11 protein-coding genes are annotated in these 12662 nt (G+C 44.1%); 4 read left to right on the forward strand and 7 right to left on the reverse strand.

Going from position 1 to position 12662, the window contains the following annotated elements:
- Positions 1–55: 55 nt before the first annotated feature.
- The 3 genes from glgD to I4V84_RS13255 form a co-directional block, all read right to left on the reverse strand.
- On the reverse strand, positions 56–1171 hold the full coding sequence (gene glgD / locus I4V84_RS13245; RefSeq protein WP_195992467.1) for a glucose-1-phosphate adenylyltransferase subunit GlgD: 1116 nt from the start codon (positions 1169–1171) through the stop codon (positions 56–58).
- 1 nt (position 1172) lies between these two features.
- Positions 1173–2315: a glucose-1-phosphate adenylyltransferase gene (locus I4V84_RS13250; protein ID WP_195478790.1), complete on the reverse strand. Its 1143-nt coding sequence runs from the start codon at positions 2313–2315 to the stop codon at positions 1173–1175.
- A gap of 155 nt (positions 2316–2470) precedes the next feature.
- Entirely contained in the window at positions 2471–2686 is a 216-nt protein-coding gene (locus tag I4V84_RS13255; RefSeq protein ID WP_243284102.1) for a hypothetical protein, read from the reverse strand.
- A 414-nt stretch (positions 2687–3100) separates the two neighbouring features.
- On the opposite strand from I4V84_RS13255, the gene I4V84_RS13260 reads away from it, so the two are divergent.
- Positions 3101–5131 carry a GGDEF domain-containing protein gene (locus tag I4V84_RS13260; protein ID WP_195992468.1) on the forward strand — a complete coding sequence of 677 codons (2031 nt, stop codon included), beginning with the start codon at positions 3101–3103 and terminating at the stop codon, positions 5129–5131.
- A 98-nt stretch (positions 5132–5229) separates the two neighbouring features.
- Here I4V84_RS13260 and I4V84_RS13265 read toward each other — a convergent pair whose 3' ends face one another.
- Positions 5230–6369 (reverse strand): glycosyltransferase, encoded by a 1140-nt coding sequence (locus I4V84_RS13265; protein ID WP_173773505.1) that lies wholly within the window; start codon positions 6367–6369, stop codon positions 5230–5232.
- Between the two features lie 90 nt (positions 6370–6459).
- Positions 6460–9564, reverse strand: coding sequence for a glycosyltransferase family 2 protein (locus I4V84_RS13270; protein ID WP_195992469.1), 3105 nt, complete (start codon positions 9562–9564; stop codon positions 6460–6462).
- Between the two features lie 211 nt (positions 9565–9775).
- Between I4V84_RS13270 and I4V84_RS13275 the strand changes: the two genes are divergently transcribed.
- Genes I4V84_RS13275 through dprA form a run of 3 tightly spaced genes read left to right on the forward strand, consistent with a single transcriptional unit; the run spans position 9776 to position 11708 of the window.
- The gene (locus I4V84_RS13275; protein ID WP_195992470.1) at positions 9776–10378 is read left to right on the forward strand and encodes a (p)ppGpp synthetase; all 603 of its coding nucleotides are present in this window, start codon (positions 9776–9778) and stop codon (positions 10376–10378) included.
- A 51-nt stretch (positions 10379–10429) separates the two neighbouring features.
- Positions 10430–10969, forward strand: a complete 540-nt coding sequence (locus tag I4V84_RS13280; protein ID WP_173772530.1) for a phosphoribosyltransferase — start codon at positions 10430–10432, stop codon at positions 10967–10969.
- 1 nt (position 10970) lies between these two features.
- Positions 10971–11708 (forward strand): DNA-processing protein DprA, encoded by a 738-nt coding sequence (gene dprA, locus I4V84_RS13285; RefSeq protein ID WP_148463593.1) that lies wholly within the window; start codon positions 10971–10973, stop codon positions 11706–11708.
- A 290-nt stretch (positions 11709–11998) separates the two neighbouring features.
- Here the strand turns inward: dprA and I4V84_RS19685 are convergent, their stop codons facing one another.
- Together I4V84_RS19685 and I4V84_RS20700 are read right to left on the reverse strand one after the other, a co-directional pair.
- A complete protein-coding gene (locus I4V84_RS19685) occupies positions 11999–12229 on the reverse strand; it encodes a hypothetical protein (protein WP_207748675.1) in 231 nt (76 codons plus the stop codon).
- A 45-nt stretch (positions 12230–12274) separates the two neighbouring features.
- Positions 12275–12403 carry a hypothetical protein gene (locus I4V84_RS20700; RefSeq protein ID WP_330386326.1) on the reverse strand — a complete coding sequence of 43 codons (129 nt, stop codon included), beginning with the start codon at positions 12401–12403 and terminating at the stop codon, positions 12275–12277.
- Between the last annotated feature and the right edge of the window lie 259 nt (positions 12404–12662).

Here is a 12662-nt window from a genome sequence, read left to right on the forward strand (position 1 = left end):
CTTTTGTTTTTCCTAAGTGTGTTTGATTTTCCAAACAGGCTCTGGAATGCAATATTTACAGAATATCTCTTCTCTTAATGTAGCCAGGAAGTGCCGGATCTGAGACAACCTCCTTCACATGAAGGATTTTGACCATCTTGTCTACTACCTGGTTCTCTACATGTACGCCCTCACCAATTTCAGCACCGGAAAGAACCACACTGTTTTTGATCACGGCATCCTTGTGAATGATGCAGCCACGGCCGAGAATGGAATTCTCAATGGTTCCCTCCACCTGACAGCCGTTGGAAACGACAGAGTTGCGGATCTGGGCGGTCTCATAATAGTGAGTTGGACAGGAATCATTGGTACGGGTATAAATTGGCCATTCCGGATCGAAAAGTGTCTGCGCAGCCTTGATATCGATCAGATCCATATTGGCGTCGTAATAGCTCTGGAAATCTGTGATGGAAGCGAAGAAGCCGCGGTGGGAAACTCCTCTTACATCCAGCTCATTATGCAGCTCATTGATAATGTCTGCAAGAGTAAAGGCTGAAGAAATTGCCTTTGCCTTGCGGATCAGCTCGATAAATAGATCCTTCTTCATAATGTAAGTGTCCATGAAAATATTGCGGTTCTTGGCATTTCCGTGGTTTGGCTCAATGGAGAGCACACCCTTCTGCTTGTTCAGATTCAGGATATTACAGTTCAGATAAGCATCCTTCGCATTGTCTACTGCGTGATAAAGCAGGGTAATGTCAGCCTCAGACTGAATATGCTGCTCGATCAGCTTGGAAAAATCAGCAGTATAAACCATGTAATCTGGTGTGATTACCACATATGGATGATGCATTTCTTCGATGCATTCCATATTTTCGTAATAGGAAGCAATATCAGTGTTATAGATATTGTTTCTCTGGTCGCTGTCAGTGAAAAGAACCTGCAGCCGTCCGCTCTTTGAGTTAATGTTATAATGACGTCCGGTGCCGATATGGGAAACCAGAGTTCTTGGTTTCTCTTTCACGTAGACCTGAATGCGGTCAATGCCGCTGTTGCTCAGGTTGGAAATCGGGAAGTCGACCATACGGTATCTGCCCAGGAATGAGAAAGCTCCGATTGGACGGTAGTCCTCAAGTCCCTCTACACGGATGTTTCTGGATGATGAGTTTACAATTCCAAATGCCTTATACATATTATTCGGCCCCCTTTACTCGTTTCGCGATCAGCTCGATGTGCTCACTGTCAGCACTTCCTACAAGAGCACCCTTGCCGATGTTTACGCCATTGGCAACAAGGGCACGTATTACGACAGCACCATCCTCCACAATAGCACCTGGCATAAGTACACTGTCAATTACCTTTGCACCTGGTCTCACCTTAGCTCCGGTAAAGATTACGGAATTGGTAACCTCGCCTTCAATTACACAGCCCTGGGTTATGTAAGCATTCTGGATCCTGGCCTCTGTGCCAATATACTGCGGAAGTGCGGTTACATCTTCGGTGTAAATTTTCCAGGTAAGGTCGCTTAAATCCAGCTCATTATCCGGGCTGAGAAGATCCATATTTGCTTCCCAGAGAGAATCTATGGTTCCAACATCCTTCCAGTAGCCCTTGAAGCGGTAAGCGAAAAGACGTTTCTCATCGCCAAGAAGAGTAGGGATGATGTCCTTGCCAAAGTCATGGTTGGAATCCGGGTTCTTCATATCTGCAAGAAGCAGCTTGCGAAGAAGCTTCCAGTTAAAAATATAGATACCCATAGAGGCAAGATTGCTCTCAGGTACCGGCGGCTTCTCAACAAACTCGGTGATACGGTCTGTCTCGCCGTCCGTGTTCATAATACCGAAACGGCTGGCTTCCTTAAGAGGAACCTCGATAACGGCGATGGTAGCATCGGCCTGTCTCTCTTTATGGAAGGCAAGCATCTTGTCATAATTCATTTTATAAATGTGGTCACCGGAAAGTACCAGAAGGTATTCCGGATCATACTGATCTATAAAATCAATGTTCTGGGAAATCGCGTCGGCTGTTCCGCGATATACGTCGAGTCCGGTGTCTGCTTTCTCACGAGGCGGAAGTACATATACACCGCTGTCCTTGGAATCCAGTCCCCAGCGTCCGCCAGCTGCAACATAACTGTTCAGCTCAACTGACTCATACTGTGTCAGTACGCCTACTACGTCGATGCCACTGTTGGCACAGTTACTGAGGGGGAAATCAATGATACGGTATTTACCGCCGTAGGAAACTGCCGGTTTAGCCACTTTGTTGGTAAGATCGTGAAGACGGCTGCCACGACCGCCTGCCAGAATCATTGCTAACATACTGTTCTGTTTCATGGTGAACCCTCACTTTCATTTCTTTAAGGCTGCTGTTCGCGGAAATGTATCTGCAAACAGGAATGCTTTAAGCTATATTATACAATATTTTCGATAAAAATACAATTTTTTTGTGCAAAAATATTGTAAAATCCAGATGAAATTTAGCCAAATATTTACTGGTAATTCTGTAGACTTTTCACAGCTTCGATGTCTTCCTGCTGTACTTTCAGGTTGGAAGTGAAAGTTCTGCCATCTGATGTGGTGATCTGAACCTCGATCACGGTTCCTTCGGAAATGCCGGCCTGCTGCACGGCGGAAATAAATTGTGGGAATTTCGGGTGACGCCTTGTAAAAGCGTTCCACAGGTTCTTAAGTTCAAGTAATTTCATGGGGTTAATTGCCATTTTTTTATCCTTCCTATCAAGCGCCAGAGTGTGTTTGGAAAATTGTTCCCGCAAATTGTGACGCACATCTTGCAGAAAGCCTTTTTCAAACATGCTCTGGGACGATGAAAACGGTTCCCTCTATAACCGATAAAGTCCAATTCTTTACTGCTTTAATTTACAGATGTACGCTTGATGTCTAAAGTATACCAGAAAAAAATCTGCACTGCAATGAAGGGCTCAAATATTCACATATTTAGCGAAAGTTCACAAAAGCGACTTTACATGCTATAGGAAACATTGTTATAATAGACGAAAGCCAAAAGCTGATTTTGGATAAAAAAGAACGTGAAAAACAGATGAAGTGCGATATGAAGGAGAAAGAAAAAATATCAAATTTTTGCAGCGAGAGGTGTGAAGATGGAAGAAAAAAAGAGGTATAATCTTGGAATTCTCATCGGAGGAGTGCATACCTATTTTCCAAAAGAGCATATCAAGGGGATTTCTGAGGCGGCGTCAGAGCTGGATGTAAATGTCTGTTTTTTCCTGGGAACCCGGACGAAGGACTTTTTTGAAGATGTCCTGGGCAGCAAACAGAAAAATTCCTATGACTATCAATTTAATACCATACATGACTACAGCCTGATCGGCGGACTGGATGGTCTGATCATTAATTATGGAACACTGGGAATCCAGCTGCGGGAGGTTGATCCCAACGAATTTGCCCGGAAATATAATGGGATCACCACGGTTTTTCTTACAGAAGTCGTGGATGTGCCCAATTGTCACTCCCTGATCTGTGACAACAAAGGTGGTATTGCGATGGTCATTTCTCATCTGGTGGAAGAGCATCATCTGTCCAGAATCTTGTTCATGGCAGGACCGGAGCATAACACAGATGCCATTGAGCGCAAGGAAGCTTATCTGGAAACCATGAAGAAATACGGGCTTCCTGTAACCCATGGAATGATTGCCCAGGGGGACTATTCCGAGTTTGTGGACAAACAGGTGGAATACCTTCTGGATAGCAACCCGGATGCCCAGGCCATTGTATTTGCCAATGATGAGATGGCTTTTGCCGGCTATCGTGTCTGCGAGAAGCGTGGGCTTGTGGTTGGCAAGGATATTATGATTACCGGATTTGATGACTGCGAGCGTGCATCCGGGATGGAACCGCCCCTTACTACAATTCAGCAGGACGGAGAGCTTATGGGTAAAATGGCAGTCTACGATCTGGTAAACCGCCTGGATGGAAAAGATCCCGGAAAAGAAGCGGTATCCAGACGCGTGCCGGTTTCTTTTGTAAAAAGAGAGTCCTGCGGCTGTGTGTCAGAGGATGTTTCGAAGAAAGAGACACCCATGGGGCTTGGTGCCCAGGTGCACAGGCTGAATAAGACCATTGCCGGAATGAAGCTGGAGCTGATCAGTTTCCAGAGGAAATCCTGGTTTATTCCGGTTCTTGCCCGGGATTTAAACGACTGCATGGATGACGAGCAGGCTTTTCTGAAGGAAATTATGGAGAAAATGCGGGAGCTTCATACAAGATGTACTCATCTTTTTCTTCTGGATGAACCGATTGTCTACGATGGCAAACGGAAGTGGACCTGCCCTTATAACCTTCATCTTGCTGCCAGCTATGAGAATGGCAAGATCATTACCAAGGCGGCTTATGAAAGACCTCTGGTTATGAAGGAAAACGGAATCTGTGATCTGATGGAGAACGAAGAGCGCCACCAGTTTATGGTCTTTCTTCTTTTTTCCGGGGAGAAGCAGTATGGACTTCTGGCCTGTGACATTGACCAGGAGGATTTCCCGTTCTTCTATGTGATCAGTCTGCAGATTGGTCTGTCCCTGCATTATCTGGAGATCAGCAAGGCAGAGGCGGCCAGACGGCTGGAGATGTCCAGGGATATAGAAGAGATTAAGGAGAAAAACCGCGTTCTTGGTATTATTTCCGAGTATGATGAGCTGACCGGACTTCTGAATCTGCGCGGGTTTATGGAGCACACCAGGCGGGTTTGCCAGGCTGGGAATGGCCAGAGGGCATATATGATCTACGGTGATCTGGATCACTTAAAAGAGATTAATGACACCTGGGGGCATCCGGCAGGGAACTTTGCCCTTAGGAGTGTTGCCGAAATATTAAAGGGATGTCTGCGCAGCAATGATATTCTGGGCCGTGTGGGCGGTGATGAATATATTATCATGCTGGAATGCGAGGAAGCCGACTTCGGGGAGAAGTTCCGGGAGCGTGTGAAGATGGCATGTAAGCTGTTTAATGAAAAATCCGGCAAGCCCTTCCTGGTGGAGATTTCCCTTGGAATTGCCGAGTTCCGCCCAAATATTTCAACAGACATCCAGCAGGTGATTTCCCTTGCAGACCAGCAGCTTTATGAGGCGAAGAAGCATAGGAAGAAGTCGGTGAGCAGGGCGAATAATGAAGGTGCGTGAGAATTGGGAGCTTGTGATACCACCCTTTAGAGCGGTATCACAAGCCCCTTTGTCAAATCAAAGAGAAACCACCAGCTGAACTGGTGGCTTCTGATGAGTCAATGCTTAAAATGAGAGAGCAGTTTTTTTAATACACCTGACCGTTTAGAGGTACTATCTGTGGCGGGGGCTTCCTGTATACGGTGGCGGAAGTCAGCCGGGGTGGTGCATTGGGGCATGATTAGTCTGGCTTGTTTTTTGAATTGGGTAATATTGTTATAATTTTTTGTAAGGCTCTCAAATTCTGGAAGAAAAGTGAGATAATCGTAGTACCACTTGAAAGAAGGCGGGAATGCTTCAAGAGGCGAAATGTCAAGCTTCTGCGCAAACGCCTGGGTCTGCGCAGTAATCTCTTCTGAAATCTCCGGAATTTTCTTGTATTTGCGATACCAGATAAAAATGTCAATCAGTTCACGCTCCATTACGATGGCCAGCTCGCGGCCCTGAATATTGTATTTGGTACATTGGTTCATGATCAATTGCCAGGAATCAAATTCACAATGGAAGTTTCTGGCACGGTTTCCTACAAGGGATGCGCTGTTATTCACACGGTAACGGACAATCTGCTCGTGAGTGAGCCAGATCCTGTTGGCAGTGAATACGGCTTCGCTGTAGAAGGAGCGGTCGTTGACACAGATCAGATTGTTAAAGCGAAGCCCCTTTTCCAAAATGAATTTTCGTTTGTAAATGGCATTCCATGGAACTACACTGATGTGGCTGAAAATTTCGGGAGCCTGGTGGAAATTCAGAACCTTATCGAAGCACTCAGCGGGCACATCAGACAGTGCAAAAAGCGGGGTATCGGAAAGCTCGCCGGTCTCATTGTCAAAGCAGACGGCGCAGCCCTTTACCATGTCGGCACCCGCCTGTTCAGCAATGGACAGGTATTTCTGGTAGGCACCTTTTTCTACAAGGTCATCTGCATCAAGAAAGTGAAGGTAATCACCATGGGCTTCTTCGATTCCCTTATTTCGACAGGCTCCTGCAAACCGGGTCTTTTCGTTGAGGAAAAGGCGGATGCGGGAGTCTTTTTGCTGGTAATCTTTTATGAGGGCAACAGAAGCGTCGGTGGATGCGTCATCCACACAGATCACCTCCAGCTCCTCTGGATTTCCCAGATCCTGCTGCAATACACTGTCCAAAGTGGCTGTGATGTATTTCTCAGCATTGTGAACCGGGATGATAGTGGTTAATTTCATAGGTAAATCCTTTCGTAAGGAATGGGTTATAAAAAAGCATTCCCACAAATTGTGACGCACATCTTGCAGAAAGCCTTTTCCAAACACGCTCTAGAGCATTCCCTTATCTTTATTTTTGCCAGAACTTTGCGTCAGTTTCAATCCAGTAAGCTCGGCAGGCAATTCCAGACTACCTGTATCCTTTAACATTCTGCAAAGAAATGCAATCTGGTGTCTGTAAGGTCTTGAGGTACTGTAGCGCTCTGGGTTAAAGGTGTCAAAAGTATAGGACGCTTTTGGCGCAGCAGCCAGAAGCGTAGCAACCGTTTTTATACTATCTGTGGAAGTGATTACGACTTCATCGAATCTTGTCTCTCCCATGCACTTCTTATATTCTTCTTTCCCCAAGTCCAAAATATGGGATAAGGGATAAAATGAGAAAAGTCCCATCCGGCTGGTGAGCACACTTGCCAGCTTCCAGCGGTTACCTTTCTCGGGATCCGGCTTCAATGGCAGGCTGGAACAGTCAGGTGATAACTGTGCCAGATATTTGGCAGAGTCTGTATTGCGGAAATCATTGTATGCAAGCCAGAATTCTTTTTCCGGTGCCTGTGCTGCCAGGGCATTAAAATCCCGAACCAGATTCTGGGAAAGCTTCCGCCCTGTAAAGAACAGGACGCGTGTGCGCGGTGCCGGTACATCATCGGAAGAAGCTGGAGCATAATAGGGCAGCGGTCGTCCGTTTAAGAGAGAATCTGCAATATCTGTGAGAAGATATTGTGGGGATTCCTCGAAAGTAGTGGCTTCTCCGGAGGAATTCTTTGTGGCCTGTAAATTATGATTATTTTCCATTTGCAGAGAGCTTTTTTTCGAAGAATTCCAATTGTGCTCCTGGGAATCGAACACACGGTCTGTATCAGAAGTAAACTGGTCAAAAGGTGCTGAATGTAAAGCTTCATTTGTGGCCATCTTCTCAGACATCAGTTCTAACTGTCCGATATATCGTACTAACTCCGGCACATTATCAAATGCAGGATATTCCGGGTGAAATATATCGCAAAGTGTGGAGTGCAGATTGTAGGAATGATTTTTCAAACAGGCTCCAGAGCTCTCGGGCAGACAGGAAGTGGTTTCCTGCAGGACAGGAGCAACTGGTACAGTCTGATGGTCACTGGTTGCATTTTCGTGTCGAAGAAATGTACCGCACAGAAATCGCAGAATCTGTGTGCCTGTGGTGAATCTGGCAGAAAGTGCATTGTGATAATCCGATATAAAAATATCACACGCCGCAGCGAAATCCGGTACATCGAAATCTTTTGGCATTTCTTTTATATGTCTAAATTCAGAAAAATCAATTTCCCTTTCATGATCCAGATGCAGATACAAAATCTGATGATCGGAAAGTTCACAGTCAAATATGTAGAGGGCTGCCATGAAATTCCGGAATGTCTGCTCAGTGTCTGCAATATAGGACCCTGGAAGCAGCGGCGCATACAAAATAGTCTGCATGGAATCCATCTGCAAGCTGCGGCGGAGCTTTTCCCTGTGTGATTCATTGGGAATCAATGGAATGTGGGTGGAAGAACCGATAATGTAAGGCGTTTTGCAGATATTAGCTGTCATACATTCCTGCAGGTAAATATCCCGGTTCTGTACATTGTTAAAATACAGGCAGTCTGCCATAAACATAGTATGCTGCCAAAGCCCTGTATCAGCGGTGGAATCCGGTGTGTTCAGAACGGTTTCCGGATACAGATTGTGTCCGCAGTAAAGCAGCACAAACTGTCCCTCTTCCTTCCGGAAATAGTAGGGTAAAGGTCCGTCTGTGATCACGTAGCCGGAGAGTGCAAGTGCCTTGCCGTATTCTTCGCTGTCCGGGCACACCAGAGTAATATTCTCAGACAGTGCAGTGCTGTCAGAAAGATAGCGGTTCAGAAGAGCCTGAAACAAGGCATGCTTCTCCTGAGTCAGGGAGACAATGATCTGGTGCTCTCCAAAATTCCTCAGAAGATGCACAAGTAATTTCAATATCCAGGTAGGAATTTCTTTTCCACGGCTGGCTTCCAGAAGAATCTGCTCCGGATCAGGAGCAAGGCTTCCGGTATAGGCAAAGCCATAAAACTGGGAGGAAGTTTTTTCCCGGTGGATCATCTCGGCAGGCTGATAGCTGGGAGATGTTTTGTGAGAAAGCTTGTAATCCTTTATCCAGGCTTTCTGCTGCTGTACGGTCATTCCGTTGCAGGCCTCTATGAAAGAAATCATTTCCTGTCTGGAACCATAAAGACAGAGCAACCGCCCAATATGTGGCGGAAGTGAATATCGGACATAATGATTGTTCTCCCAGTCCGGAATATTGGACTCCATATAATCGAAAAGCTCATTGATCAATTGCAGCTTCAGTTCTTTCTGGTTAGTCTCATAGTTGGTGAGAAGCTTCCAGAAACGGTAGAAAAAATGACGCACAGCAATGAAATCCAGCTCTGTCTGATATTGTTCAAACAGCCCCAGCTTCTCCATTTCTTCCTTCATAAAAATAATGGCATTCCGGATGTGAAGGGTGGAAGGCGTGAGACGGCTGAGGAATCCTACATTTTTTCTGTAATTATAGAAGCACTGATCCACGTATCCGATGGAACGGGCTTTCACAGCCAGAAGATAGGCCACCGGAAGATCTTCAAACCGGATTCCTTCCGGGAAACAAAGTCCGTTAAATAGATCTCTGTGAATGAACTTGATCCATGGGTATGGAGAAATCGCAGGTAATTCATAAGGCTTGTCTGCAACGCGGAAGTTCTGATTATGGCAGGATGCAATGTATTCCTTACGGACTCCGGTCTCAGAGTCTACATTATAGTAACGGAAAAGAACCAGGTCGTTTCCGTCAGCGGTAGCTTTTTCATAAAGAAGTCTGCAGGCGTCAGGCTCTACGAAGTCATCGCTGTCTACAAACCAGACATATTCTCCATGGGAATGGGCAAAACCGTAATTTCGTGCCCTGCTGACGCCGTGGTTCTCTGTGGAAAATATAAAAAGCTTCTCCGGATTTAACGACTGATAAGCCTGCAGAATCTGCAGGCTTCCATCTGTACTGCCATCATTGACAGCTACGATCTCTATTTCCTCAAGTGTCTGTGCCAATAAGCTGTCCAGGCACGCGCTCAGGTATTTTTCCACGTTATACACCGGTAAAATGATGCTGACTTTAAAAGACTTCATCAAAAACTCTCTACCCCATTCCTAATTCCGATATTTCAAGTCAAAATTGCAGTTATTTCGTCAATCTTTTACCTATAATAGTACCAGTTCGACAGGGGGATTTCAAGGGGAAAAGAAAGGGAGAAACTTGTTTATTTTCTGTTTATCTCTTTCTCACCAAATGAACACATTTATATAGTACCATGGAAAACGAGAAGGAGGGTTTTTACTTATGACTGACAAGGAGTATTATGAGCTTATTCAGCCGTATGAGGATGCGATGAAGCTATTGCTGACACGTCTGGAAGTGCTGAACCACTCTATTTATAAAACAAAGACGGGGAAACCCGTTCATAACATACAGTACCGGATCAAAAAGAAGGACAGCATTGAGGAAAAACTGGTGCGTCATGGCTTCGAGCCAACCTTGGAAAATGCCAAGGATCAGTTGCAGGATATTGCGGGGGTGCGTATTATCTGCTATTTTGTTGGTGATGTGAATAATCTGGTAAACATGTTAAAGAAGCAGCCCGACCTTATTTTCATCCGTGAGAGCAACTATATTGAGAACCCCAAGCCCAACGGTTACCGCAGCCATCATGTCATTCTCGGCGTAAATGTCTGCTGTCTGGATGCAAACGAATACTATCCGGTAGAAATCCAGCTGCGCACCATCTCCATGGACTTCTGGGCCGCCATGGAACACCGCGTCTCCTACAAGAAACACTACGACAACAAAGAACAACGTGTAGCCGAACTCCTCCAATACTCCAATATTCTGGAAAAGATGGAAAAGGAGTTTGAGAAATATAATGATCATCCGGTTGAAATGTGAGCAGCAATCTGATAAAATAAAGAAAACATTTGTTCGAAGGAGGCTATAAACATGGTGTTTGTAAATGAAGCATGGAACGGAACTGGTGAAATTGTAGTTTACAGTAACTATCATAAATATTGGCTGGACAGAGAACGAAAGATAAAGAATCCATTGTTTGATGTGTTTAGCGGGAAAATATTGGATTTGAAGGATAAGAAACCATCGGCGATTAAATATTTTTACAATTTACTGGATTGTGAGATATGCCCCGGAGTAACTATTTGTGTGGTACCTTCCAGTAATGCGGAAAAAAGAGAATCCGGAATTGGAAAACTAGGAGAAATGCTTGCTGCCAATGGAAGGGATAATAAAGTATATTTTTTAAGAAGAAGCCATTCAATCAACAAGCTTGCAACAGGAGGAAGCAGGAATCTGTCAGTTCATATGCAGTCTATTGATACGGTAGAGGATATAGACATAAGCGGAGACATTGTATTATTGATGGATGACGTAACTACAACTGGAAACTCTCTGTATGTCTGCAAAGAAATTTTATTAAATCGTGGAGCCGCTAATGTAGAAATGTTTGCATTGGGTAAGGCAATATAAAATGGAAAAGCTTATGGAAGAAAAGAAAACAACACTATGGCAGGAAATAAAAATCTGTCGAGTTGATGAAACAAATTATCCACATGATTTGAAAAAAATAAAAGACCGGCCAGAGGTTTTGTACTATAGAGGAAATATTGATATTTTGAATGAGCATAAAAGTATTGCGGTTGTAGGATCACGTAAGATATCGGCTGTAGGTGCTAAGTTGGCTTATAATGCGGGCAGTATTATAGGCAAAAATGGTTTTAATCTTGTAAATGGTCTTGCACTTGGCTGTGATGCAGAAGCTCTAAAGGGGGCTCTGGCAGCAGGGGGGAAATGCGCAGTGGTTCTTCCTTGCGGAATAAATGAAATATATCCGAAATCTAATCAATGGATTGCAGAAGAAGTTTTAAAGCAGGGCGGATGTCTTATTAGCGAATATCCCGAAGGAACAAGACCTGAGAAATATCGTTTCGTGCAGCGCGACCGACTTCAAAGTGGCATGTCTCAGGGGGTTCTGGTAGTAGAAGCTATGGAAAAAAGTGGTACTATGCATACTGCAGAGTATGCAAAAAAACAGAATCGCCGCCTGGCTTGTTATTATCACGGTTTGTTGAAATATTCTACAGGAAATAATGTTTTGGAGAATTTATATCAGGCAGCAGTGATTAAAACCAATGAGGATTTAGAGAACTATTTATGTGAAATTGCAGATATAGAAGAATATACGCAATTGAGTTTTGATTTTGTATAACTATTTCCCCACGAGAAACAGAAAAGCAGCATTGTTTCTCGTGGGGATTTTTATGTTCTGTTTTAGTACAAATTTTATTGAAAAATATTCTACATCATTTCTACTTTTTTATCTTATTTTTCGTACGGAATAAATGGCAAAAATGCCGTAGTTCGCATACTCTTTTCATATTCTAACAGTTGCGAAAGACCCTGACTTTTGCAGCTAAATGGATATAAAACACCCGTCAAACCCAGTAAATACAGGGCTTGGCGGGCTTTCTGCTTTGTCAGATTTTCATGGTGTTTTTTCTATTTTTGGGTCTTTGCTAAAACTTTTTTTATTTCCCCTAGCGTACGGATACGTTTTCCAAAATCAATATCTGTAACTCTTTCGATATCTTTTAAAACTTCATCGTAATAATCAAACAGATAATAGTTTTGCTGGATTAGGTTGCATTTGGCTTTTGACAGAGATTCCAAAATAGTTCCGATGCTGTATTTTCGCTCCAGTTTATTTTCCAGTATTCTAGCGATTGTCAAAGCTACAAAACAGGTAAGGAAATGTGCTTCGATATGTTCTTTTGTTCAGACATACACGGGTCTGGCTTCCAGTTCACTTTTGGTTACTTTAAAAGATTCCTCAATTCTCCATAAACCTCGGTACATATCGATAATCTCGTCGTCAGATGTCTCCATTTCGCTGGTTAAGAGCATGTAGTAACCATCCAGTGATTCTTCCTCCCGGATTTTGTCCTCATCAATGTCCAGCCCAGAAGAGGCGGTAAGGATTTCTCCGGTTTCTTTGTCATAGTCTATTTTTTGACATATTTTGCAGCACCATAAGACGTGGCTCTTGTATAATTCCCTGGATTTTTTGCCAGGTCTCTTGCTTTTGTCAGTGCAGCTTCACGCTCTGCTTTTGCTCGTTTGGCATATTTTTCACTCCAGAAGACAACCTGTTTCTCATTTACCT

It is taken from the genome of Ruminococcus sp. 1001713B170207_170306_F1 (assembly GCF_015668065.1).
Lineage (GTDB): Bacteria > Bacillota > Clostridia > Lachnospirales > Lachnospiraceae > Blautia_A > Blautia_A faecis.

What these genes read in the sequence shown, in the direction of transcription:
- I4V84_RS13260 (WP_195992468.1), top strand. Translation starts at nt 3,101, where the DNA reads ATGGAAGAAAAAAAGAGGTATAATCTTGGAATTCTCATCGGAGGAGTG.
- I4V84_RS20700 (WP_330386326.1), bottom strand. Translation starts at nt 12,403, where the DNA reads ATGCTCTTAACCAGCGAAATGGAGACATCTGACGACGAGATTATCGAT.
- dprA (WP_148463593.1), top strand. Translation starts at nt 10,971, where the DNA reads ATGGAAAAGCTTATGGAAGAAAAGAAAACAACACTATGGCAGGAAATA.
- I4V84_RS13250 (WP_195478790.1), bottom strand. Translation starts at nt 2,315, where the DNA reads ATGAAACAGAACAGTATGTTAGCAATGATTCTGGCAGGCGGTCGTGGC.
- I4V84_RS13265 (WP_173773505.1), bottom strand. Translation starts at nt 6,369, where the DNA reads ATGAAATTAACCACTATCATCCCGGTTCACAATGCTGAGAAATACATC.
- I4V84_RS13280 (WP_173772530.1), top strand. Translation starts at nt 10,430, where the DNA reads ATGGTGTTTGTAAATGAAGCATGGAACGGAACTGGTGAAATTGTAGTT.
- glgD (WP_195992467.1), bottom strand. Translation starts at nt 1,171, where the DNA reads ATGTATAAGGCATTTGGAATTGTAAACTCATCATCCAGAAACATCCGT.
- I4V84_RS13270 (WP_195992469.1), bottom strand. Translation starts at nt 9,564, where the DNA reads ATGAAGTCTTTTAAAGTCAGCATCATTTTACCGGTGTATAACGTGGAA.
- I4V84_RS13275 (WP_195992470.1), top strand. Translation starts at nt 9,776, where the DNA reads ATGACTGACAAGGAGTATTATGAGCTTATTCAGCCGTATGAGGATGCG.
- I4V84_RS13255 (WP_243284102.1), bottom strand. Translation starts at nt 2,686, where the DNA reads ATGAAATTACTTGAACTTAAGAACCTGTGGAACGCTTTTACAAGGCGT.